At 34.5% G+C, this 24682-nt stretch carries 25 protein-coding genes, 1 other RNA gene and 1 riboswitch; of the genes, 6 read left to right on the forward strand and 20 right to left on the reverse strand.

Translation table 11 applies throughout. The features are described from left to right. Window positions 1–45 precede the first annotated feature (45 nt). The 4 genes from murB to AC22L0_RS21530 form a co-directional block, all read right to left on the reverse strand. Window positions 46–963 carry a UDP-N-acetylmuramate dehydrogenase gene (gene murB / locus AC22L0_RS21515; protein ID WP_001057102.1) on the reverse strand — a complete coding sequence of 306 codons (918 nt, stop codon included), beginning with the start codon at window positions 961–963 and terminating at the stop codon, window positions 46–48. Between the two features lie 382 nt (window positions 964–1345). Beyond that, the gene (locus tag AC22L0_RS21520; RefSeq protein WP_000573649.1) at window positions 1346–1741 is read right to left on the reverse strand and encodes an SET domain-containing protein; all 396 of its coding nucleotides are present in this window, start codon (window positions 1739–1741) and stop codon (window positions 1346–1348) included. 208 nt (window positions 1742–1949) lie between these two features. After that, complete coding sequence (locus AC22L0_RS21525; RefSeq protein ID WP_000455077.1) at window positions 1950–3452, reverse strand: DUF4077 domain-containing protein; 1503 nt, start codon at window positions 3450–3452, stop codon at window positions 1950–1952. A 32-nt stretch (window positions 3453–3484) separates the two neighbouring features. After that, window positions 3485–4543, reverse strand: a complete 1059-nt coding sequence (locus tag AC22L0_RS21530) for an endonuclease/exonuclease/phosphatase family protein (protein ID WP_087965443.1) — start codon at window positions 4541–4543, stop codon at window positions 3485–3487. 232 nt (window positions 4544–4775) lie between these two features. Then, window positions 4776–4835, forward strand: a riboswitch (Fluoride riboswitch). Window positions 4836–4889: 54 nt separating this feature from the next. Between AC22L0_RS21530 and crcB (AC22L0_RS21535) the strand changes: the two genes are divergently transcribed. After that, window positions 4890–5294: a fluoride efflux transporter CrcB gene (crcB, locus tag AC22L0_RS21535; protein WP_000639312.1), complete on the forward strand. Its 405-nt coding sequence runs from the start codon at window positions 4890–4892 to the stop codon at window positions 5292–5294. Then, complete coding sequence (crcB, locus tag AC22L0_RS21540; RefSeq protein WP_000568585.1) at window positions 5291–5647, forward strand: fluoride efflux transporter CrcB; 357 nt, start codon at window positions 5291–5293, stop codon at window positions 5645–5647. The genes crcB (AC22L0_RS21535) and crcB (AC22L0_RS21540) overlap by 4 nt, the downstream gene beginning before the upstream one ends. A 29-nt stretch (window positions 5648–5676) precedes the next feature. Here crcB (AC22L0_RS21540) and AC22L0_RS21545 read toward each other — a convergent pair whose 3' ends face one another. From AC22L0_RS21545 to AC22L0_RS21575, 7 genes are all read right to left on the reverse strand, one after another. Then, on the reverse strand, window positions 5677–5916 hold the full coding sequence (locus AC22L0_RS21545) for a DUF3947 family protein (RefSeq protein WP_087965441.1): 240 nt from the start codon (window positions 5914–5916) through the stop codon (window positions 5677–5679). A 66-nt stretch (window positions 5917–5982) separates the two neighbouring features. After that, on the reverse strand, window positions 5983–6195 hold the full coding sequence (locus tag AC22L0_RS21550; protein ID WP_000792611.1) for a DUF3955 domain-containing protein: 213 nt from the start codon (window positions 6193–6195) through the stop codon (window positions 5983–5985). A gap of 180 nt (window positions 6196–6375) precedes the next feature. Continuing rightward, a complete protein-coding gene (locus AC22L0_RS21555) occupies window positions 6376–7569 on the reverse strand; it encodes an MFS transporter (protein WP_001293750.1) in 1194 nt (397 codons plus the stop codon). A gap of 5 nt (window positions 7570–7574) precedes the next feature. Beyond that, window positions 7575–9122 carry an ABC-F family ATP-binding cassette domain-containing protein gene (locus AC22L0_RS21560; protein ID WP_087965438.1) on the reverse strand — a complete coding sequence of 516 codons (1548 nt, stop codon included), beginning with the start codon at window positions 9120–9122 and terminating at the stop codon, window positions 7575–7577. 437 nt (window positions 9123–9559) lie between these two features. Next, window positions 9560–10075, reverse strand: a complete 516-nt coding sequence (gene speG / locus AC22L0_RS21565) for a spermidine N1-acetyltransferase (protein WP_001071092.1) — start codon at window positions 10073–10075, stop codon at window positions 9560–9562. A 142-nt stretch (window positions 10076–10217) separates the two neighbouring features. Further along, the gene (gene psiE / locus AC22L0_RS21570) at window positions 10218–10622 is read right to left on the reverse strand and encodes a phosphate-starvation-inducible protein PsiE (protein ID WP_000834708.1); all 405 of its coding nucleotides are present in this window, start codon (window positions 10620–10622) and stop codon (window positions 10218–10220) included. 49 nt (window positions 10623–10671) lie between these two features. After that, window positions 10672–11634, reverse strand: a complete 963-nt coding sequence (locus tag AC22L0_RS21575; RefSeq protein ID WP_000635744.1) for a nuclease-related domain-containing protein — start codon at window positions 11632–11634, stop codon at window positions 10672–10674. A gap of 442 nt (window positions 11635–12076) precedes the next feature. Here AC22L0_RS21575 and AC22L0_RS21580 point away from each other — a divergent pair, with 442 nt between their 5' ends. Next, window positions 12077–13042, forward strand: coding sequence for a DUF4822 domain-containing protein (locus tag AC22L0_RS21580; protein WP_087965434.1), 966 nt, complete (start codon window positions 12077–12079; stop codon window positions 13040–13042). A 208-nt stretch (window positions 13043–13250) separates the two neighbouring features. On the opposite strand, the gene AC22L0_RS21585 is transcribed toward AC22L0_RS21580, so the two are convergent. Next, window positions 13251–13682, reverse strand: coding sequence for an Lrp/AsnC family transcriptional regulator (locus tag AC22L0_RS21585; RefSeq protein ID WP_025709812.1), 432 nt, complete (start codon window positions 13680–13682; stop codon window positions 13251–13253). Between the two features lie 167 nt (window positions 13683–13849). Here AC22L0_RS21585 and AC22L0_RS21590 point away from each other — a divergent pair, with 167 nt between their 5' ends. The 3 genes from AC22L0_RS21590 to AC22L0_RS21600 all read left to right on the forward strand — a co-directional run bounded on the left by AC22L0_RS21590 (window position 13850) and on the right by AC22L0_RS21600 (window position 16344). Continuing rightward, window positions 13850–14431, forward strand: coding sequence for a beta-class carbonic anhydrase (locus AC22L0_RS21590; RefSeq protein ID WP_087965432.1), 582 nt, complete (start codon window positions 13850–13852; stop codon window positions 14429–14431). 55 nt (window positions 14432–14486) lie between these two features. Then, complete coding sequence (gene cynS, locus AC22L0_RS21595; RefSeq protein ID WP_025709810.1) at window positions 14487–14936, forward strand: cyanase; 450 nt, start codon at window positions 14487–14489, stop codon at window positions 14934–14936. 127 nt (window positions 14937–15063) lie between these two features. After that, window positions 15064–16344: a purine/pyrimidine permease gene (locus AC22L0_RS21600; protein ID WP_061655240.1), complete on the forward strand. Its 1281-nt coding sequence runs from the start codon at window positions 15064–15066 to the stop codon at window positions 16342–16344. Window positions 16345–16378: 34 nt separating this feature from the next. Here AC22L0_RS21600 and alo read toward each other — a convergent pair whose 3' ends face one another. The 8 genes from alo to smpB all read right to left on the reverse strand — a co-directional run bounded on the left by alo (window position 16379) and on the right by smpB (window position 24568). Beyond that, window positions 16379–17917, reverse strand: coding sequence for an anthrolysin O/cereolysin O family cholesterol-dependent cytolysin Alo (gene alo / locus AC22L0_RS21605; protein ID WP_087965239.1), 1539 nt, complete (start codon window positions 17915–17917; stop codon window positions 16379–16381). A 435-nt stretch (window positions 17918–18352) separates the two neighbouring features. After that, window positions 18353–19105, reverse strand: a complete 753-nt coding sequence (locus AC22L0_RS21610) for an iron ABC transporter ATP-binding protein (protein WP_000590071.1) — start codon at window positions 19103–19105, stop codon at window positions 18353–18355. Next, window positions 19102–20166 carry an iron chelate uptake ABC transporter family permease subunit gene (locus AC22L0_RS21615; protein ID WP_000631245.1) on the reverse strand — a complete coding sequence of 355 codons (1065 nt, stop codon included), beginning with the start codon at window positions 20164–20166 and terminating at the stop codon, window positions 19102–19104. The genes AC22L0_RS21610 and AC22L0_RS21615 overlap by 4 nt, the downstream gene beginning before the upstream one ends. Further along, window positions 20163–21179, reverse strand: a complete 1017-nt coding sequence (locus AC22L0_RS21620; protein WP_000042063.1) for an ABC transporter permease — start codon at window positions 21177–21179, stop codon at window positions 20163–20165. The genes AC22L0_RS21615 and AC22L0_RS21620 overlap by 4 nt, the downstream gene beginning before the upstream one ends. Before the next feature lie 19 nt (window positions 21180–21198). Then, window positions 21199–22215: a siderophore ABC transporter substrate-binding protein gene (locus AC22L0_RS21625; RefSeq protein WP_087965237.1), complete on the reverse strand. Its 1017-nt coding sequence runs from the start codon at window positions 22213–22215 to the stop codon at window positions 21199–21201. A gap of 327 nt (window positions 22216–22542) precedes the next feature. Continuing rightward, on the reverse strand, window positions 22543–23220 hold the full coding sequence (locus AC22L0_RS21630) for a response regulator transcription factor (RefSeq protein ID WP_087965235.1): 678 nt from the start codon (window positions 23218–23220) through the stop codon (window positions 22543–22545). Window positions 23221–23619: 399 nt separating this feature from the next. Further along, window positions 23620–23974, reverse strand: a transfer-messenger RNA (tmRNA) gene (gene ssrA / locus AC22L0_RS21635). A 126-nt stretch (window positions 23975–24100) separates the two neighbouring features. Then, window positions 24101–24568, reverse strand: a complete 468-nt coding sequence (smpB, locus tag AC22L0_RS21640) for an SsrA-binding protein (RefSeq protein WP_001123919.1) — start codon at window positions 24566–24568, stop codon at window positions 24101–24103. Between the last annotated feature and the right edge of the window lie 114 nt (window positions 24569–24682).

A 24682-nucleotide genomic window follows, 5' to 3' on the forward strand; every position in this document is an offset into this window, starting at 1 on the left:
CCCAAATGTTATTTTAAAATAATTCATATCTTCATACGTATTTCGTTATTCTTTATCTTCTCCAATAATCCTTACTTCTCGCTCCAACTTCACGCCAAATTTCTCTTCAACTGTCTTTTGTACGAAGTGAATTAAATCGATGTAATCTTGTGCTGTTCCGTTATCAACATTCACCATAAATCCAGCGTGTTTTAAAGAAACTTCTACTCCACCAATTCGCTTACCTTGTAGTCCTGAGTCTTGAATTAACTTACCAGCAAAGTTATTTGGTGGGCGCTTAAATACGCTACCACATGAAGGATATTCTAGAGGCTGTTTTGACTCACGTTTAAACGTTAAATCATCCATTTTGGCTTTAATTTCTTCATGTACACCTTCTTCAAGTTCAAATCTCGCTTCAAGAATAATGTAATGGTTGTTCGCAAATACACTCTTACGATATCCAAATTCAAATGCTTCTTTCGTCAAAGTACGTAGCTCTCCATCACCTGTCATTACGACAGCTTCTGTTAATACAAACGAAATTTCACCGCCGTATGCACCAGCATTCATATATAATGCTCCGCCAACTGAACCTGGAATACCACAAGCAAACTCAAGACCCGTTAAGTTATGGTCTAAGGCAATACGTGATACGTCAATAATTGCTGCACCGCACTGTGCTACAATCGTCGTTCCTGTTACAGTAACACCTGTAATATGAATTAAACTTACTGTAATCCCGCGAATTCCACCATCTTTAATAATGACATTTGATCCATTTCCTAAAAACGTAACTGGAATATTATATTCGTTCGCATATTTAATAACTTCTTGAATTTCGTCATAATTTGTAGGCGCAACAAAAACATCTGCTTTTCCGCCAACCTTAATATGCGTATGATTCTTTAACATTTCATCTTGTTTAACATGTCCTTCAGGCAATACCGTACTTAAATATTTATAAACCTCTTGCATATTCATTTTACGATTCCTCTATTTCTATATTCATTTTATCCCGTTATACGGGCCCATAATACCCCCACGTACATGAAAGAACCTAAAGTGGTGGATACAGTGTACCCAAAATCAATTCGAGACACCTATAAACCTCTTAATTTATAAGAGGTGCCACTCATATTAAAATATATATTGCATAATAAAGCAACCCAAATGGACTACTAAACTTGACATGTCATCAGAAAGACAACAATTTGTAAAATATATGACTTTTTCAAAACACTATCCCTCAGTATCTTACTATACCACACAAAAAGAAAGTGGTATTTTTTTGTACTTTTTACTTTATTTACATCAATAAAAAAGAGCACATCCCACAGAATGTGCTCTTTCTATACTCTTTATATTACTTTTCGTTCTCTTCTTTTTCTTTATCAAACCATAACAGCTCATCGTTATCAACTTCACCATTATAATTGATTAAAATTTCTTCTCCTGCTTTTATATCTTTATAAGCATAGAAGTTAAATGTATGATTCTCAAAAACGATGTCATACGTTGCATTCGGTGTATATGAATGATTAAATAACATACCATATCCTAAAAGGATTGCCGTATGATTGATTCCATACTCAAATGCGTAATCAGCAAGTAACGTTTTCTCAATATGTTCATGCTGTTCATTCGGATAAGAGATAACTGGTGCTGCGTGTATCAACTCACCCTTTTTAATATCACGAGTTGCAAATACACCTCTATTAAATTCTCCATCACTAAGTTCAGAAGTCTTAACTTCGATCATATGCGTCACCTATATAATTCTTTCTTTGAAGTATTTTATTCCGCTATTTGCGGATAGCTTGATTGGTGAGGGCTAATAATCAGTATGTACTAGTCTCACTTTATCTCCTTAAGCTTGGCAGAAAACGCGCAGAAAAGCAATTAAATTCCTATCAAGTATTCGTTTCAATGAAAAAAGAGCACATCACTCGTGCTCTTTCTAAGCAATATTACTTTTCTAAAATATCTTCTAACAACTTCACTTGCTCGCTAACAGTTTGTAACGTCTTCACTGACGTATCATTTCGATGTTTTTCTTCTTCCACACTCGCTAGCACTTCTTCTGTAGCTGTAGAAGTTTGCTGAATTACGTTAGAAGCATGCGTAACATCCTTTACGATATTCGTCGTTTTAACTTGGAAACTTTCTTGTTGAACAACAACCTCTCGCATTACTTCATTAATCGCATCAATAAACTTCCCTAAATCAGTTACATTTGTTAAAACGCTTGCTAACATCTCGTTACATTCTTCTTGCACTCTTTCTGACTTCTCTACTTGCACTTCTACCTTACTTGCTTGATTACTAAACTCCTTCAAAATCCCTTGAATTCTTCCCGCAGAACGATTTGATTCTTCAGCAAGCTTTAACACTTCACTCGCTACAATAGCAAAACCTTTTCCATGCTCGCCTGCCCTCGCAGCTTCAATATTTGCATTTAAAGCTAGCAAACTCGTCTGACTTGAAATATTCGTTATTACATCTACAATTTCATTAATTTGTTTCGATTGCATCATTAAATCTCTAAATATAATTCCAGACTGTGAAACAACATCATTTAAACTTCTCATGTTAGTTTCAAAATTTCTTAGAGTATGTACACTACCTTTTGAAATTTCTAAGCTTTCATCCACATGAGCCGATGCAGTTCTTACTTGAGAGATGATTTGCTCAATATTTCCCTCCATATCATTCAATACTTCTACCGAACGATACATCATCTCTGATTGTGATTGCGTACCAACTGCCACCTCTTCAAAGGCAAAATTAATTTCACTCATCGATTCCATCGACGTGTTCATATTTTGTCTTAAATGATTGAAATTACTATCTAGTTTCACAACTGTTTCTTCAATAAGTCTTTGCGTCTCTTCTAACTCCTGAGCTTTTCTCATTACTTCTTGCTTCTCATCACTTAAACGAAGGAGCAGATTAGAACCGATTTTCGTGACGCCCCACATAGCGATTGTTACAATCGCTAACAAACTTGCGAAATTAGCAGCTTCAGATGAGGCTGTATAAGCAAAAAATTGCTCCGGCCAATAGCTACAAAGGATAAATGTAATCACAACAGCTACCCCGCCAATAATTAAAATGAGGCGCTCACTTAAATAAATAAGTGAAACAGCTAATGTAAAATAGACCATTTGAAATACAGCCGGGCTTTCATTAAAAGCTTGTACCATAATGTAAGACATTGTAAGCAACATAAATGTCATGATATATTTATACGCTGATTCCATACTTTTTATAAAAGTAAAAAGCGTTCCAAATGCAACGACAGAAATACCACAAATCCAAAATGCTATGGCTCTCTCTGTAAAAATATATCCATAATACCCAATTGCGATTATCCCAAGGAAGAAACTACAAATCGTTATAAACAGTAATAAATGATTTTTCTGTGATTCTTTCTCAAGGTTAGAAAAACAAGTCCTCTTTAACCACTCCATATGAAGCCCCACCTTCTACTTATACATATCAATTACTTCAGTTTAAATACCGCACTTACTGGGTTATGATCGCTATTTTCAAACTTTAAATCTTTCCCTTGTACATTTACAATCTCTACATTCGGTGAAACGATAAAGCCATCAATAATAGTGACGAAATTTTCACCTTCTACATATTTCTTTACATCATCTCTTACAGTCATAACAGACGGATCTACAGCCCATTTAAAGCCACCGTCTGTAAAGTCCTTCGGTAACTCTACTAACCACTCAGGACGCTCTTTCACGAACTTCGGATCACTTAATTGAGCGTTCGAAACCAATTGATTCCAATCTCCACCCATTATTACGTAATCACCATTTTCATAATGCTTGTTCATATATTCTTTTAAATACTCTACTTGCTGTTTTCTAATTTTCCCGCCTTCATCATAAGCAGACAAATGTAAATTTACGAGTCTAACATGTTTTCCATTATTAACAGGAATTTTATATTCCACAATTGCTCGATCTAAATCAAACAAACGCTTTGGCCAAGGCTCCATTCCAGGCAGCTGGAACCTCTTCGCTTCTTGAACAGTGTATTTAGAAAACGTACTTAATCCAGCCTCCGCATATCCCATTGGATTTGTTATTGGCACTGGAACCCATTTCGTATCGTAGTTCTTGCCAAATGACGAAACATAATCAGGTAATCCTTTTTTCAAAAATTCATGTTCATTTACATCAAATGAACGAAGTGACTTTATATCAACTTCTTGTAATAGTGCAAAATCACTATTCTCATTTTGTAAAAACGAAAGCATATTCTTTAAATTAGTTTCCGTTTGCTCTTTACTACTTGAACCAGATCCCTTTCCACCATCCATAAAGAAATCTTGATCCTTATCTAACCCAGCATATCCAATATTAAATGTTGTAACTTTAAATTCATTTCCAGTCGCTAATACGCGCTCCTTATTATTCTCTACCTTCAAGCTTATAACATCAGCAGGCTGTTCTTTAGTAAGTGTTATATAAGCTAGAAATCCTCCTACAATGCCCGCTACTACTAAAACACATATAAATACGATTTTTAAAAATTTCTTCAAATAAATGACTCCTTTTCACGCAAATTTATTTTTCTTTATTTTCAGTCAAATAAAACAAAACGACACACATAAGAAACATTTTATCATAATTAAAACCGTATATCACTATATTTAGTTGATAAGTAATCGATCCCATTTTAATTACTTAAAAAGCCTTCAGACATCAAAAAAAGAAAAGTTACACCCTCCTCCTCACTGGAAATTAAACGGCATATTTAGTACACTATATGTAATAATCATAGGCGATGGAGTTCGCCATAAACGCTGCTTAGCTAATGACTCCTACCAGTATGGATACTGGTAGGAGTCTATTTTTTTGAGCAAGCTATTTAAAGAGGTGAGAAAATTGATTTATATTATCGTTGGCATTGCTGGTATATTAGGAGCTCTTTCTCGTTATTATTTAGGTCTTAATATCAACACATTTTGGCATCATTCATTTCCATTGGCAACATTACTCATTAACTTAATCGGTTGCTTTTTCTTAGCGTGGCTAACTACTTATATCGCTCGGCTAAACATCTTACCTTCAGAGGTTATCACAGGCATCGGAACTGGATTCATCGGTTCCTTTACGACTTTTTCAACATTTAGTGTAGAAACTGTGCAATTGATCAATCATTCTGAGTGGAGCATAGCCTTCTTATATGTATCATGCAGCATACTTGGTGGCCTCATTATGTCTGGCCTTGGCTATACACTTGGAGATTTCTTAATTAAGAAATCTCTTACAGAAGGTGATTACTCATGATAGAAGCTTTATTAGTCGCAACAGGAGGATTTTTCGGTGCGATTACACGATTTGCAATTAGCAATTGGTTTAAGAAAAGAAATAAAACACAATTTCCAATTGCTACATTCCTTATTAATATAACAGGGGCATTTTTACTTGGATATATAATTGGCAACGGAGTCACTACAGGCTGGCAACTATTATTAGGTACTGGATTTATGGGCGCATTCACTACATTTTCTACGCTTAAATTAGAATCTGTTCAGCTTCTCAATCGTAAAAAACTGTACATCTTCCTTTTATATTTAAGTGCTACTTACATAATTGGTATCCTCTTCGCCTTCCTTGGAATGAAGCTAGGCGGAATATAAAAAAAGCGACTCTATTGAGTCGCTTTCTTTCATAAGAAATATGTCCCGCCATATGGAATGGAAAATAAACCAGCTGGATGTACATCGTAATGTACAATTTGCATCGGAAGTTGTGAATAGGGTATATACTGACTTTGCATCATTTGTGCAAAATATGCTTGTTGCTGCATTTGAATAGCTTGATTCACAGCATGAATTGTCCCTTGTGCCCCAGCCAGCGTAATAGCAGCTCCTACTTGTCTACCATTATAAAAATAACGATTCATCATGATTCATCTCACTTATTCTTTTTCTTCCATATGGTATGTTTCTATTTCATAGTGAGTGTTTTGTCCCTATCTATTGCCCTTTTTCAGCTTTGAAGTAATAAATCCAAATAGCAATACACCAATACCACTAAGGAACAATATATAACTTATCGGTACTAGGAAAAAGAAAGGTTCTTCAAGAAATCCATCCGCTCCTACTTTACTGTTTGAAGCATGTATCGTTAAAGAAATAATCGCTAAAATCATGAAAGAAATAGCTACTACGTATTTATTTTTCATTTCACATTCTCCTCTACTTATGTAATTCCCCTTAGATTCTTACCATCATATTATCTAAAAAAGAATTAACAGTCAATAATTATTTATTGTTAAACAATAAATAATTATTAAATAAACAAACAACAAAAAGGTTTGCAAAGCATCTTAAATCACTTCGCAAACCTTCTAAATTATAAATATTTACACTTCAAACCTCTTGCTTAATACAATATACATTGCGCAAAATAGCACGAATATCCCAGCATAAATTAACAAAATCTCTACACTAAACATATCCGACAACGGACCAAATATTATCATTCCTAAAGGAAGCGCGCATGAATTCGCAATTTGTACAAGGCTAAACATCCGTCCGTGCATTGATGGTTCTACTTTCTCCTGCAATAACACAGTAACTGGTGTATTGAAGCACGGCATTGTTATACCAATTAAAAAATTAAAGACTAAATACATAATAAATATCGGTGCTATTCCGAGTCCAATCATAAGCAGTCCATATAATGCACAAGCTAGCGCTGTTGTATGCATACGATTACGAAAACCACCCCACGCTGCAATCAATACGCCACCAGCTGCCGCACCCGCACTAAAGGTCATCTCACTAGCAGTAAGTCTCCACATTTCGGCCCCGAAAGAACGAGTTACCATTAAAGGTGTTAAAAAAGCAGCTGGACTTATTAAAATCATGACGATAATCAATAAAACGATTAGCCTTTTAATAAATACATTTTCTTTTAAATAAGTGAACCCTTCTTTAATTCCTTGTAGATTAGATTTTTGCTTACTTTCTACATTCACATGTCCTTCCACATGAATGACAAACATAATACTAATTCCAATCATAGCTGTAATAACATCAATAAAAAATGTTGTTTCAATGCTGGCAATAGAAAGAATCGCAGCACTTGCTGCTGGAGAAAGAAACATAATTAAAGATGTAATACTGCTATTTATTCCATTTACTTTCATAAGATACTCTTTCGGAACGATTTGCGGAATTAATGCATTCACAGCTGGCGTTTGTACTCCTGTTCCAGCTGAACGAATGAGTAACACAATAAAAAGTAACCAAATACTTTTATATCCTGTTAAAAATAAAATTGCTAAGACTAACGTCGCAATCGCTATAATTCCATCCGATAACATAATCATCTTTTTACGGTCATAACGATCAATCCAAACACCTGCAAACAAAGATATCGCAATTTGTGGTAGAAAACCGCAAACAGTTGAAATAGTCAACATCACTCCTGATGATGTTGTAAGGGTGATATACCATATAATCGCGTATTGCACGAGAGAGGAACCGAACAACGAAATAGTTTGAGCGGTCAAAAATAATATAATTTTCGTTTTCCAATTGTTTTCACTCATATGTTTCACACCCCCTTAACTAATCCCGTCTCTATATGAAAGATGCTATCTGCCCAATCAAGATAAAAACTTGCTTCGTGAGATACGAGTATAATGCTGCCCTTAAACTTAATTAACGCCTTTTGCAAAGCTTCCTTCGCTTCTGCATCCAAATGATTTGTCGGCTCATCTAAAATTAAGAAGTTACAAGGTGATAGTAATAATCCACACAGTTTCACCTTCGATTGTTCACCACCACTTAACGTACGAATTTCTTGCGAAACGTGCGTATCCTTCACTCCACACGCAGCTAAATGATGGCGTATTTCCTTCATATTCAGTTTAGGAAACTGTTCTGAAATAATTTGAAGCGGCGTTAAAGAATCCTTGCTCCAATTTAAATCTTGCTCATAATATCCAATCTTTATTTGCTCTGAAAAGTGAAACTCTCCAGAAATACTAGCAATATTTCCAACGATTGTTTTTAATAAAGTAGATTTCCCTACTCCATTGAAACCTGTAATGACAAGTTTTTGCCCACCCATTACTGAAAAATTCAACTTTGGTAAGAGAGCGAAGTCGTAACCAACTTCAAGATTATTTACTTCAAGAACTGTCTGAACTGAAATGGGAAGTTCCTGAAAATGAATAGACGGTTTATGAGTAAAACTTGGTGGCGCAATTCTTTCCATACGCTGTAATTGTTTTCTACGACCTTGCGCTATTTTTGAATTCACCCCAGCAATATTTCTACGAATATACTCTTCCGTTTTTTCAATTTTCTTTTGCTGTGCATAATATTGGCGAATATAATCTTTTCGCAAATGCTCCTTTTGTCTTACAAAATCTGAGTATTTGCCGTAATACTTCTTAACTGTTCCGAACTCTACATCACATATGCAAGAAGTTACCTTTTCCAGAAAATCAAAATCATGTGATACGACAATAAACGCTCCTTCAAAATTCATTAAATAATTAGCAAGCCACTCCACATGCTCCTTATCGAGAAAATTCGTCGGTTCATCTAGCAATAAAATATTAGGCTCTTCTAATAAGAGCTTCGCTAAAATTACCTTTGCACGCTGCCCTCCGCTTAATTCACCAATCACACGATTCATCCCAATCACATCAATACCTAAACCGGCTGCCACCTTATTCGTAATACTATCTACTGAATAAAAATCACGAGCCTCGAGCAGTCCTTGAATTTCTGCCGCTTTCAATAGTTGATTTTCATCTCCAGTCATCGCACTTTCTTCATATAACTTGTTCATTCTCTTTTCCATTTCATACAAATCATAAAAGGCTCTCTTTAAATATTGTGAAATGGTATAACCCTCATCAATTTCTGCGTATTGATCAAGATGTCCAATTTGAATATTAGGTTGCCACTTTATGTCTCCCTTATCAGGAATAATTTCCCCCACCAATATTTTCATTAATGTGCTTTTTCCTGCACCATTCTGTCCAACAATTCCCATATGCTCCCCTTTATGCAAATCAAAAGAAGCATTTTCGTATAATACTTTATCTATAAAACTATGTGATAAACTTTCCACTTTAAGTAAACTCATTTTTATTCCTCTTTTCCTGAAATTAAAAAAAGCAGAGAGATAGCGTCATTCGACACTAGCCCTCTGCTTCGTGGTTTTTCCTATACTACTCCAATTTATAGTAAAGACTCATCGGAATAATATACACAAAGGGCCATAGACAAAGCATTGTCTATGGCCCCTTAATCTATTTTATACACCAGCTGAAAAACCATAACGAAATAAGCATAGATAAACTATACTTTTTTACAAAAGTTATTCAGCCGATGAATATAGGGGATTTATGCCCCTTGATTAAGCTCCGTACAACGCTTCACCGTATACATTTGTGCGGAGCAAAGTTTTCTAATGAGTTTTACAAATTTTATATAAAGCATATTATGCACCTTCCTTAATACTTAAAAAGGATTTTAGCATACGGTTTTACGAAGCGTCAACATTACTTCCGAATCTTTCAACTATTTGTTTTCAAAATATTGCTTCTGAAACATACACATTCTTATTGCATTATGATAGTTACCATCAACGAAAAACTCATCGATAAGCTCACCTTCTACCATAAACCCAACTTTTTTATAAACATGTACTGCCTTTTCATTTTCCTTATCCACAACTAAATAAATCTTATGCATATTTAGTACGGAAAAAGCGTAATCCATTGCTAAACGCGTCGCATCCACTGCATAACCATATCCTTGATAATTCGGATCAATAATGATTTGGAATTCTGTTCTACGGTGAATATAATCGATTTCTACTAACTCAACTAATCCAACCATTTCATTGTCTTTCTCAACGATAAATCGGCGTTCGCTTTGATCATGTATATGTTTATCATATAAGTCTTGCAGCTCCACAAATGCCTCATACGGCTCTTCAAACCAATACGACATAATATGCGCATTATTATTCAGTTCGTGTACAAACTTTAAATCTTCTCGTTCTAATGGACGTAACTTCAATTCCTGATTCATTCCTATAACCTCCAAGTAAAAGAAACCTTTTCACTTAATTTCTCAATTTTTTTCGATTTCAAACGCCCTAATTTCATTGTAAACTTTCAAGCAACTTGAAGGTCAAGATGTAAAAAAGTAGTGCTGACTTATGTCTGCACTACTACTCTTTTCTCAAATCTCTCATATTTGATATGTATAAAGCAATAACTAAAACAAGAATTGCTCCTGCGTATAATAACGTCTCCATCGGTTCCTCATGAGACACAATAATTAATCGAATTAAGGCCGTAATTCCGATATAAATAAAATAACGTAACGGGAAATGATAGTTCGATTTAAAATACTTAATAATTAATGCAATGAACTCGAAGTATAAGAAATAGACGATGATACTTTCAACCAATTTATAAGACGTATACTCTTTTGCCGAAAAAATATACTGCACGAACGTAATTGTCTCATTCACTAAGAAAATTGATAACACAATGGATAATATAATTAAGGCTATATTTAATATCCATTGCAAAACACTAGCTATAACATGATCGATATTAAATGACTTCATACTCTCTTTAGACTCCCCTTCGTATAAGTACTTATTTATTATAGCAAAATTACGATTGGAAAGAAGTTAAATCATATATTCGTCCTTTGTTATTGCCAGTGAAGGTGATGTTCATTGTTTGGAGGAGTCTTTTAACCGCAGAACTAGATTCCATATTAAGAAATTCCCTCAATTCGCTATTAGTAGTTATCACACTAAACAGAAGTGTGTAATCTTGTACAGCACGTAAATGAGCATGTTTAGACATACTATTGCAATTTGAACAACGCCATCCCTGTCTTTCTTTTAACATTGCCATTGTAAAACATTCCTCACACTGTACACCCTTTAGCAATTCCTCTTTTTTAATTTTATATTGCGCAAGAACATTTTGACGTTGCGGAATGTGCTCATTCATAATCTGGCCTATAAGTCCATTTATATTATCAATCACTTTTTCTTTATATTGATTTTTGATCTGTTTTATTCTATTAGGTAAATTTGCACTGTGGATAATTTTACTAGACAGTATTTCATCTGAAGTTTTAATAATTGTACGAGGGGAACTAATTACAACGAGGGCTTCAATCGGAATATTATGTAAATCATGTAGATTCAGCCATTTTCTCAGTTGCATCTCTTGCCGTTTCAGTTGTAAAAGCGGATCTGGGAATCCTTCTTCCGTATTACCATCTACTATTCGAATAAGTTGATTGAACTTTGTATCAAAAATTAATGTACCAATAATATTTTTTATTTCAAGAAAAAGAAGAAAATAGGATGAAACTATGAGGGTATCAATTTGGAAATAATGTTTTTGATCAAATAACCTAATATCATGTAAAATACTGTATTCTGTTTCGGGTAAAAAACTAAGTGGATACTCAATCGCCTGCTCTCCTTTATAGCCGGCCATAAATTTCGCTAGACTTTCAACCACCACATTCCTTTTTGGATGATGAGCAGGCAATCTTCTAAGTAAAGCTTCTAATTGCAGCAAATATACGGGCATTTTCCGCTCTTTCACAATCATTTTTATCCCCCTCCAAAATATATCAGCGCAACTCCAAATATATCGGCGATTTTCGAAATATATCGGCGCAACTCCAAATATATCAGCGATTTTCGAAATATATCGACTTACCGACAAAAACCGACACAACATACACACATAAAATCTTATACACAGTATAACATCACATCTAAAATCGCAATGTAAGCATAATGTGTATACCCCAATGTGATTACGCCAGTTTCAAAATAAGAAATTTACATTCACCCCCATGTAAAAGACCTTTTTATAAGTATGAAAAAATTTTAGGAATTAGTTTATCTTTTTTTAATGTTTTATTTAGAGGCAGTTTATAGTCGGGTATTAACATAAGAAACGTAGCAACTAAGTTCATATATGACGTACTGCTACTATAATCGCTAACCGTACTACTTAAAACCATAAAATAAGGAGACGATAAAACATGAACAAAAAAACAAAAGCACTATCATCCATACTGCTCGGATTCACATTAGCATTAACAGGGTGTGCTGGTACTAAAGCTGAAGAAAATCATGGGAAACAAAAGCAAGAACAAGTTGCTAAAGAAACAAACAAGGAAAATAAATTAACTAAAGGGCAAAAAATGGCTAATATTCTTAGCAAGACAAATTGGCAAGGTACACGAGTGTATGACAAAGATAAGAATGACTTAACAAAAGAGAATGCAAACTTCATTGGTCTTGCAAAATATGATGCGAAGTCCGGCAGATATGAATTTTTTGATGCTAAAACAGGTGCAAGTCGTGGCGATAAAGGAACTTTCTTTATCACAAATGATGGGAAAAAGAGAATATTAATTTCAGAATCAATGAAGTATCAAGCTGTCGTTGACATGACAAAACTAAATAAAAATGTATTTACTTATAAACGAATAGGGAAAGACGCTAACGGTAAAGATGTAGAAGTTTTCGTTGAACATGTTCCATATAAAGAAAAAGAACTTTCTTTCACTGATCCGGACAAGCAGCTGAACACGACTACAGGAGATATTGTTAAAAACGTTGATGGAGATAAAATTTTGGGCGGTACCCTTTGGCACGGAACAAAGGTATTAGACGAAGCTGGTAACGATGTAACACAGTTTAATTCGAATTTTATAAGTCTAGCAAAATTTGATGACAAATCTAATAAATATGAGTTTTTCAATAGCGAAACAGGTCAAAGCCGCGGTGATTATGGCTACTTCGATGTTGTACACGAAAATAAAATAAGAGCCCATGTTTCAATTGGAAATAACAAATACGGTGCTGCTCTTGAACTTACTGAACTAAATAAAAATAAATTTACGTATAAAAGAACTGGTAAAGACCAAGCTGGTAACGATATAACTATATTCGTTGAACATGAACCTTATAAAGGTGATATGAAACCACAATTTAGCTTTTAAAAACGTTTGATTCTCTTTAAAAAATCATCTCATATCCACCCTCAACACTTCAGCTTGATTGTTGAATATGAAAACTTTAAAAAGCCTTACTACACATAAATTGTAGTAAGGCTCTGACTATTTAAGATAAAAATTAAAAGACTTCATTCCATCTATACAAATAAAGTTTAACAACTGATATTATCATCCCCTCCAAGGAAAAGAAACCTTATTTCAACTTTCCTATTGATAAGTTAACACGATAATTCCCGTATTTTAATAGTCGTCCTAGAAAGTTATCTAAGTCTTCATTGGAAGCAAAATGTGTTTTTAATAAATAACACCCCTCACCACTTATACGGTGTACTTCAGAAACCCCTTCTTCTCCTTGAAAGAAATTCATAAACTCTTGGTGATTGGCTGTTGTTACGAACAAAGTAACAAATGCAGTCACTACTTGCCCTAATTTAATTCGGTTTATTGCAATTGTATACTGTTCAATAATCCCTAGATCCTCTAATCTTCGAATTCGATTTCCCACAGCTTGCCCCGTCATATGTATTTTTTGGCCAAGTTCTTTCCATTGTATTCTTGAGTTTTCTCCTAATAATTTCAGTATCTCAAAATCTGTTTGATCAATGATATAAACCAATCCTTTCACCGTGAAAGTAGAAAGCCCGAAAGTATTTCGCCAACTTATTCTGCTTATCGATACAATTCACTATACTTAGTTTATCCTCTTACATCACATTATTTATCAGCTATATTTACTTATAACACAGAGGACACAACAAAAAAATACATCTAGATTTAAAGGAGGTTACAAATATGTTATTACAAGAAATTCTAGCGTTCAATGAACACTTTGTAGAAAATAAGGAATACGCTCATCGTGAAGCGACAAAGATGCCTAAAAAACGTATGGTTGTTGTTTCTTGCATGGATGCTCGTTTAATTGAGCTACTTCCAAAAGCTTTAGATATACACGATGGTGATGCAAAAGTTATCAGAAATGCAGGTGGTAAAATTGCTTCTGCTTTTGATAGTGTTATGCAAAGTGTTGTAGCGTCAGTATACGATTTAAATGCAGATGAGATTTTCCTTATTGGACACCATAGATGTGGCGCGAGCCAAACGAATCCAAAAGGAACACTTCAAAAAATATTAGATCGCGGAGTAGTTTCACCAGAAATTTTATCAGCGATTGAATATGCTGGTATTGATCTTGAAAAATGGTTATTCGGATTTGATGATGTTTGCGACTCAACGCAAGCTAATGTTGATTTAGTAAGAAATCATCCACTTATCCCAAAAGATGTTCCTGTACATGGTTTAGTTATTGACCCTCACACAGGTAAATTAGATGTAGTGGTTGATGGCTATAAAGCGTTAAATAGTGAAACAAAATAATGATTATCACGTATATGAAAGGAAGTTATGAGATATGAAAAAACAAGTATTAGATATGAATAGACAAGAAGCTACGCAAAAAATTCTAGCGGCAAAAATTAAAAAAGGGTTAACTTGGGAAGAAATTGCAAAAGTAAGTGAAAACTCTGAGACTTGGGTTGTAACAGCATTATTAGGACAAGCTACAATGACACGTCCAGAAGCAGAAAAAATCGGTAAACTATTAGAATTAGATGAAGAAGTAGTTCAAGCATTAACAGTAGTTCCACTTCGTGGCCAAATAATGGAGATGCCTCCTACGGACCCGATTGCATATCGTTTATATGAAATGATGTTACAATATGCACCAACTATTAGAGAATTAATCTTAGAAAAAGCTGGCGAAGGTGTAATGAGTGCAATTAACTTCAACTTGGGTGTAGATACACAAGAAGATCCAAAAGGTGGCGATCCTCGTATCGTGATTACACTTAACGGTAAATTCTTACCATTCCGTGCATGGTAATTAATTTAAAATCTATCTATATAATTAAATTAATTTTATAGATTTACAAAATCCATCCTTTTTAATCTAACTGTGTAGAAAGGATGGATTTTTACTATGAAATTCTTTTTCGGCAAAGGAGAATAATATGAATAAAAAATACTTTAATACGAGCTTTAATATTCTACAATGGTTTGTGTTTCTATTAGCAAATGCAATTGCATTACCTATAATTATTGGTGGCATATTTCATTTACCAATAGAAGATGTCTCAACATTAATGCAGCGAACTTTTTTAGTTGTAGGAGTAAGTTCATTTATACAATCATGGTTTGGGCATCGCTATCCCATTGCGGATGGGCCAGCCGGTTCATGGGTAAGTATATTTGTCATATTGGGACAAGTCGCTATGCATCAGGGACAAAGTGCAAAAGACGTTTTGCAACTTTTAGAAGGTGGATTAATTATTTCAGGCATATTACTCTTCGTTCTTGGTATAACAGGGCTTGTTCATCGAATCTTACGTTTATTTACCCCTTTAGTTACAGGAACTTTTCTTTTAATCTTAGCACTTCAGCTTAGTGGTGTGTTACTAAAAGGAATGATGGGATTACAAGGATCTGCAACTCATCCTGACTATACAACAGCTACTATTGCTCTCTTTGTTTTTGCCCTTATTACTTTCTTATCAATTAAAGGGAGAGGATGGATGAAAAGTTACGCTGTATTACTTGGAATTTCATGCGGTTGGCTTTTGTATGCAGTATTAGGAAAATCATCTCATATGCCTTCGCACACAACGCTAGTTAAGTTACCAGAAATATTTGCTTGGGGCACACCTAGATTCGATATTGGAATGACTCTAACTGCAACTTTATTTACATTTCTTTTAGTTGCAAATACAATTGCTGCTATTTCGGCTGTAAAACAAGTGGCCCCATTATCTAAAGAAAATGAAAGGCAAACACTGAACCGTGGTGTCTGGGTCGGAGGTATATCACATATTATCTCGTCGTTGTTCTCTACAATTGGAATTGTACCATTACCTGCATCAGCAGGATTTATCCAACTAACAGGACAAAGAAAAGTGAAGTCGTTCCTTATAGCAAGTCTTATATTAGCAGGAATTTCTTTTATTCCCTCAATTGTAAACTTTATATCCTTGCTACCAGGACCTATTGCTAATGCTGCACTTTTAGCAACACTTGTCCAAGTAATAGGAATTTCATTTCAATCCATTTTACGCGAAGAAGTAAATCAACGCCGATTAACTATATTAGGAATTTCATTACTAATCAGTTTAGGAATAATGTTTCTTCCAGAAAGTGCATTTAGCGGTATTACTTCTTCCTTACAATATGTTTTAAGTAATGGCTTACTTGTGGGTACCATACTTGTCATTCTATTAGAACAATTTTGGAAAGAGTAAAAAGCGCCCTACTTATAGGGCGCTTGTTTTATACTTAATGACTAATACTAGCTGTTGGGTATAATGTTGTTCCTCCAATTGAAACTTTTATTTCATTTGTTAATGGAACATTTTGTTCATTAATAATTGTTCTCCACCATTCCCATGCAAGACCTGTACATTCTCTTGCTGCAATTTTTATATTTTTTGAGTTCGGTGGAAGAGGGATAACTGTAGAGTAATGAGCCGTTTTGTCTTTTCCGCTACCATCCCACGTTTTATGTGTTAGTACTTCGTTACCCTTTTGGTCAAATGTGAATTCATCCCAAGATACATCAAATTGAGCAACGTAAGCACCGTAATGATCAAGTGTCATTTTAGCACTTGAATATTCTGTAGTTGTCGTCTCAATATAATCTGTATTGTTATGAACAGCAGCAGTTGCATTATCTTTTAAGAAAGTGCTTGTATATGAAATTGGGTATGCTGGATTTTTAAGACTTAATTCAGCATTATCTTTAATAATATTTCGGATTTCATTGAAATCTTTAGTAACAACCTTGTTATGCTCTTTCGCATCTCCGCCTAATACTACAGCAGTAAAGGTACTTTCTTCAAAAATATCTTTATACTGTCCACTTGTTTCAACGCTGTTATTCTTAAGTAAGGCTTTAAAAGCAGCTTGTACATCTTTGCTCTTAGATGTTGTTTCTAATTTTACATAAATCGTTCTACCATAAGCTACATTTGAAACCATAACAGGTGGAGCCGAATTACTTACGCCTTTTCGAGTTAACTCGTCAAAAGTAACGCTATTATCAAAAAGGTCGGATGGATTGTTAGGTAGTTCAGCACTTACCGTATAAAATATTTGCTTATACGCCGCTACCATCACTTTTTTCTCTCCATTTGCAACCGCATTAAAATCAATGTTTAGACTGTTATCAAGATATTTAGCGTTAACATTAAGAGCACTTGCTATTTGTGATTTACTATAAACCATAGATTCCGTATACTGCATTCTTGCAGGTAACGTATGTGTTGTAGAATACTTTTCATTCCAAGTAGATACTAAATCGTCTACTGCTCCAGCTACATTACCATATGTCGGATTTTGGACAGTGATTGTATTTTCTTTTCTCATGCCCGGTAAGTCTATACTAATATTCAAAGGCTTTCTCTTAGCCACTAATAAACTTGGTTGATTGTCTGCAAAAGCTTTATTTGCAAGTTGTACAGCTCCTGGATACGTGCGATTCACTACAGAATCAATAATTGAAATATCGACTGGTGACGTTGTAAGTGATTTTTTCTCGCGTTCCACTACTACAAATTTACCATTTGAATTGATACTTTCTTTCGGAACAAAACTTTCTACTTTATCACCATTTACAGCTAAAACCTCTTGATTATTATATTTAAGATTTGCTATACCAGTATTAATGCCACTAGCATTTTTGGTTACATCAGTTACATTACTTGCTTGTGTTTCTGCGAAGGAAATAGATGAATAATTAATAGTGCATAAACTAACTAATAAACATGTAAGGAACTTTCTTCTTTTATTGTTTTTCTTAATATTCAGAAAAATCACCCCGTTCTTTTTTTAGTAAAATATGATAATGATTGATAAATGATAGCTAACTGATAAACTTACATAAATGCTTTTAAAAGTTCTTGAATTAACGGGATTACGCCACCTACAAATTTTAAAACTGCCATTGCGATTTCCATATTATTTCCTCCTTTTTATTGCTACGAAAATGTGATTTATCTTTATGCCCTCATTATAGTGACCCCTTACACTTTTATCAATACACTCTGATATGCAATATTACATATACAAAAAACAAGCTGAATTCTTTTGAAAAATTATACAGAGATATTTTTTCGTTTGGTACATACTTGAAAAGGTGAAGCATTCTTTTGCATTTTATGAGTAATCACATAAAAAAAGCTGCTGCCTATAAAATATAGACAGCAACTTCAACTAGAGTAGCTTGCATAATCTACGCAAGACATTTTATAACTAATAAACTGCGATTGGCCCATAAGGACCATTAATAATTTCTATTTTTGTTTCAAAAATATCTGTCAAAAGTGTTGAGTCCATAACCTCTTCTACTGTTCCAAAAGCAGCAATTTGTCCATCTTTCATAGCACAAATTTTATCCGAGTATTTAGCTGCAAAATTTATGTCATGCATGACAGTCAAAATTGTTCTTCCAAATTCATTAGCTGCACGTCTTAAATGCTCCATCATTTGAACAGAACGAGCAACATCAAGGTTGTTCAAAGGTTCGTCCAAAAGTACATATTCCGTCTCTTGGCACAATACCATCGCTACATATGCCCTTTGTCTTTGACCACCAGAAAGCTCATCTAAATATCTATTCTCTAAACTAGTTAAATCTAAGAAATCGATATATTTAGAAATGATAACCTCATCTTCTTTAGTCAATCTTCCCTTTGAATAAGGAAAGCGCCCAAATCCAACTAATTGTCTAACTGTAAGCCTAGTTACAAAATGATTTTCTTGTCGCAATATAGTCAAAACTTTTGCTAAGTCTTTTGATTTGGATTCAGAAACATCCATATTTGCTACCTGAATTTGGCCTTCATCCATATCTAAAAGTCTGCCAATCATCAAAAGTGTCGTGGACTTTCCAGCGCCATTTGGTCCAATTAAAGAAGTAAAGCCTGCTTTTGGTATTTCAATATCCAAAGGTCCTATTTTTACCTTATCAGTATAGAACTTTTTAACATTATCAATTTTTATCATAAAGCCCTCTTCCTTAAAACTATAGTTAAGAATATAATTCCACCAAATAATTCAATAATAACTGAAACTACACCTTGAGCATGGAATACATGATACATTAAAAAGTATGCGCTCGTCATTATTAAAAATCCTATAGCAAAAGCCATTGGGAAAATATATCTATGATCATAAGTTGACGCCGCCTGATAACTCAAAGTTGCTACTAAAAAGCCGTAGAAAGTAAGTGGCCCAATTAGAGCGGTTGAAATGGACATCAGAATAGCAACTAATACAAGTGTATAAATTACACTAGGTTGATATTTAACTCCAAAAGAAGTAGCAACATCCTTTCCTAGTGACAAAACATTCAAATTCTTAGAATGAGCAAAAATTAATACTGCTACAATTATGATCATCGGAATTACAATAGGAAAATATGCAGGATCTGCATGATTAACAGAACCAAATAATCTTGCTTGTAAAATATCAAATTCTGAAGGCGCAAGTAGTTTTCTCATGAAAGTTGACACAGAATTTAGCCCGGTACCAATAATAATTCCAACTAAAAGCATAAGTTGTAAATTCCCGTATTTACCGGAAAGTAACCATCCATAAAGTATCAAACTCATGAAGACCATAACAACAACTTGGAATAAAAATGATCCAATTCCATTAAAATTTATTAACGCACTAGCACCAAAGAAGAATACTGTACTCGTTTGAATTGCTGAATAAAGTGATTCGAAACCTAAAAGTGAAGGAGTAATAATTTTATTATTCGTAATAGATTGGAAAGCAACTGTCGACAAGCTATGGCAAACCGCAGCAATAATCATTGCAACAATAGCTACTATCCTTCTCTTAACGACTGGGATAAAAGAAGGTGAATCTATCGGAACTGGATTGTTATAAACTAAAAGTCCATATGAAGAAAGAAGACCTAAAGCAATCAATGTTATGAGTAAAATCCAATAACGTCTTGCTTCCTTCTTAGACCGAAAAGCGCTAGCTGATCTACTTTCATTATGAAGGCTAGAATCGATTTCGACATTTTCTTTTTTTCTATATTCTAATGTGATCATCGTAGCCTCCTTGGTTTTCTTTGTCTCAATAAAATAGTAATAAACACGACTGCTCCCACTGTTGCAAGTATTAAAGAAACAGGTAATTCAAAAGGCTGTATAATTGTTCGAGAAATGATGTCACAGGCAGTTATTGATCCCATTCCGATCACACAAACCCAAGGTAAATTACTCCTAAGATCATCACCTCTAAACATTGAAACGATATTTGGCACAATTAATCCTAAGAAAGGTAAGTGTCCAATAACAGCTGCAACAATTCCAACTGCAACAGAGATAAGAGCAGTCCCAAAAAGAACAATTCTATTGTAATTAACTCCAAGACTTGTTGCGACATCTTCTCCTAGTCCAGCTAAAGTCAATCTATTAGCATACATAAAAATAAGAAAAGTAATGATAACAATCAGCCATAAATATTCATATCTTCCCACCTGAATGTTAGCAAATGAACCTACAAACCAAGTTTCAATACTTTGCGTCTTTTGAAAAAGGAGTCCTAAAAAAGTAGACACTGCAGAAATAACTGCTCCAAGCATCAATCCAATAATCGGGACAATTAAAGACGAACGAAGCTTAACTCTTCTTAAAAATAAAAAGAAAATCATAGTTCCTATAAAAGAAAAAATGATTGCACCAGTCATTCTTTGAACTAAAGTCGGGGCAGGAAATAGTAAATACACAAAAAGCAGGCCTAAGCCTGACCATTCAATCGTCCCCGTTGTAGTAGGTTCAACAAAACGATTCTGTGTAATGAGTTGCATGACGAGCCCTGCCATCGCCATTGCAGCTCCAGTAAGCATTAATGCAACTGTTCTCGGAACACGAGTGATGAAAAACATCTCCATTCCGTCCTCTTGTCCACGTATATCATAAACTCCAGTAAACAGTGATATAATCCCTAAAATTATAACAACTATAACCGCTATTATAAAAGGTTTTGTCCATATTTTATTGTGATTATAAAACTGGGGTTGAGAAATATTCTCAACCCTAGAAATCATATTTTTTGACACTGTTTCGTACCCCTTTACACTACTTAGCTAAAGTTTTTGCAAGATTTCCAAATAACTCTATATAAGTTTGAATTGATTCATTTGTGTAAGTATCTTCTGGTGCATAAATAACTTGTTTTTTAGAAACAGCAGTTGTGTTTTGAAGAGCAGGTGATTTAGAAATAACATCCTTAGCAGGTGTTGACTTAGCTGCATCAGATGTTGCAGCATCACGATCTAATACGAAAAGCCAATCAGGATTTGTTTGTGCAATAGCTTCAACAGAAACGTCATCACCTTTATGACCTGCAGTAGAATTCGAAACTTCTAATGCTGGAGTCCAACCGAAAATGTCATACATAGGTCCCCAAACGCGACCAGAGTGCGGCGCAGCAAAGCCAATATTTCCACCAGTAACGATAACACTCATAACTTTATCTTTTCCGTTATAAGCAGATTTTGCTTTTTCAATAGATTTATCGAAATCAGCTACTAATTGTTTAGCTTCTTTATCTTTATCAAAGATTTTTCCTAGAGTAGTTGTAGAATTTTTAAGTCCATCTACTAAATTTTTCCCAGGCGTAGTAGATTTCTCAGAAACATCAAAATTAAGATCAATAACAGCTGCATTTGGCACTAATTTTTTGATTTCTTCGTAATGATCAGCAAATCTTTGACCAACGATTACAAGGTCAGGGTTTGCCGCTGCAATAATTTCAAGATTTGGTTCGCGGTGATTTCCAATATTTTGAACTTTTTCATCCTTTTTATATGCTGAATCAGCAGGCATGATATCCTTTGGAGCAGCCGCTAATTTAATTCCCCAATCAGATAAAGTTTCAAAAGTTCTGTTATCCAAAGCAACTACATTCTTTGGGTTTACAGGTACTTTAACAGTTCCATGAGCATCAGTGATTTCAACCGTTTTTGGCTTATCACTACCATTATCTTTATTATTAGCCTTCGAAGTTTCTTTACTTGAATCTGAGCAAGCCACTAACATTAAAGTAAAAATTGCTAGAATACTCACTAATTTTAAAAGCATAGATTTTTTCATATGTATACTCCTTATAGTGTGATTTATTTCGAAAATGATGACATCCATAGATTGAATTAGAAGGTAACTTTTATTCAATCGAATCGCTATTGATAATCATTTTCATTTGAACATCCTGTTAATTAGTATAGTCATTAATTCTGTGAAAATCTTGTGAATCGTATGAATTCATAAAATCAAGCATAAAAAGTAATATGTGCGGTCAGGACTGTTGATTAACCTTCATTAAATACTTTCTCAACAAATACGGGACAGAGACCTTCCCTTACAAAATACGCGCAGTAATAGCTAATATTTCACAGAAACTACTTTATTATCTTATTTTTATCATTCAACCATTGAATAGCCTCTGCCATGTATCGTTTGAATATATCTATCTTTCTTCTCGCACTTTAGCTTTTTTCTTACATACCCAATATATAAGTCTACTACATTCGGATTTACTACTACGTCATATCCCCAAACTTGATTCAAAAGCATTTCACGGCTTAATATCGTATTTTTATTCTTAATTAAAAATACAAGTAAATCGTACTCGCGCTTCGTAAGCGAGAGATTTTTGCCACCTTTTTTCACAATATTGCTAGATGCATCAACAAAGAGATCTTTAAACTGAAAAAAGTTTGTCTCATTTTGCTGGTTATAGTCACTTCTTCTTAAAATAGCTTGAACTCTCGCTACTAATTCTTCCTTCACAAATGGTTTTCTAATATAATCATCTGCTCCTGCTTGTAACCCTGCTATGCAATCCTCGCTAGAAATATTGTTGGTCACAATAATGATTGGTGTCGTTTTAACAAGTCGTATTTGTCTACAAATTTCTGGTCCCGATATACTTAATGAATTCCAATCCAATATGATAATATCCCAATCTTGTTCATATATTATATTTAAACCTTCGTTTTCATTGTGAAGTTTTAAAATGAAATGGCCCTCTTGCGTTAAACCGCTTACGATTTTCTTTGCTGAAGACCGTTCATTTTTAATCACCAACACCTGCTTCACCGATGGTTCACCTCTACTTCAATATAAATTATTTAGATAAAAAAATTATCCCGAAAAAATAATTTAAGATTTATAAATTTAAAACCCCTAAATAATCCATTAAAACAGTTTATTAGGAGAACTCTATATAATCTTACAATAGGTATGGATAAAAACACAAAACATATGAAGATTCGAATAAAGTAAAAAAATAATAACTACTTAACAATTGAGCGTTTACAATCTGCTATAGTATCTACCCGCTTATCATCAATAACCATTTTTTATTCTCTCTTTCAGGGATACCGTCCCATCAACTTCAGCATTCTATAAAACCACAAACAAAAAGAACCATAACCTCACCAACCTGGCAAAATTATGGTTCATATTATACAAAATAAAAAACCACCAAATATGTATTGGTGGAGACGGTGGGAGTCGAACCCACGTCCAAAAATATCGGCACTTAAGCTTCTACGAGTGTAGTCGATATATTAGCATTTCGCGAACTCTTCGGCCTATCGACAGGCTTCCAAGTTGCTAGTCTGGTTGTTCTCTTCCTTTGTCCTCAGACGGCGAACTCCGGCGTAGTCCACTTAGTTTGAGTCCCTTACCCTACCACATGGACGATGGAGGGAGGAACCTTTAGTGCAATTAAGCAGCTAAAGAAAGATTGTTTTGTTTGCCAATTATAGGCTTTGACGTTTTAACGAGGCCGATCCCCTCGACTCGCAACCTAAGCTCGAACTATCCCTGTCGAATCCGTAACGTCCCCATGATAAAAATGGAGCATACGAAGAAAATATCGTGATAGCTACTAAGAGCTGTTTTTCAATGTGCAACAATCTTACATAAGTTATTATAACATACGCGCTCCATTTTACAAATGTAAATATCTGTATTACATCTTTTGGCGATCACGGAACGCGCGTGCAATTTCACGTTTAGCTTCTTTCTCTTTTAAATCGTGACGTTTATCGTATTGCTTTTTACCTTTTGCTAAACCAAGTGCCATCTTTGCAAATCCATTTTTTAAATAAATTCTAAGTGGAACTAATGCGTAACCTGTTTCTTTCGCAGCGCCCGCTAGTTTATCAATTTCTTTTTTATGCAGAAGTAATTTTCTCGTACGAAGTGGATCATGGTTGAAACGATTCCCTTGTTCGTACGTATTAATGTGCATATTATGAACCCATACTTCACCATTATGTACACGTGCAAACGCATCTTTCAAGTTTACGCGTCCAGCGCGAATCGACTTAATTTCCGTTCCTTGAAGGACAAGCCCTGCTTCGTATGTTTCTTCGATGAAATAATCATGAAATGCTTTTTTATTCTGTGCAATAACCTTACCTGTACCCTTTGGCATATAACGTCCCTCCTCTATTTTTACTATTGTAACAAATGTTAATAAAAAGCGAAAGTGGCTCGCTCTCAAGCCACGAAGAAAAAAGAAAACGGCCCCGCTTTTCATCAAAGCGAA

The organism is Bacillus sp. LQ01 (genome assembly GCF_057624735.1).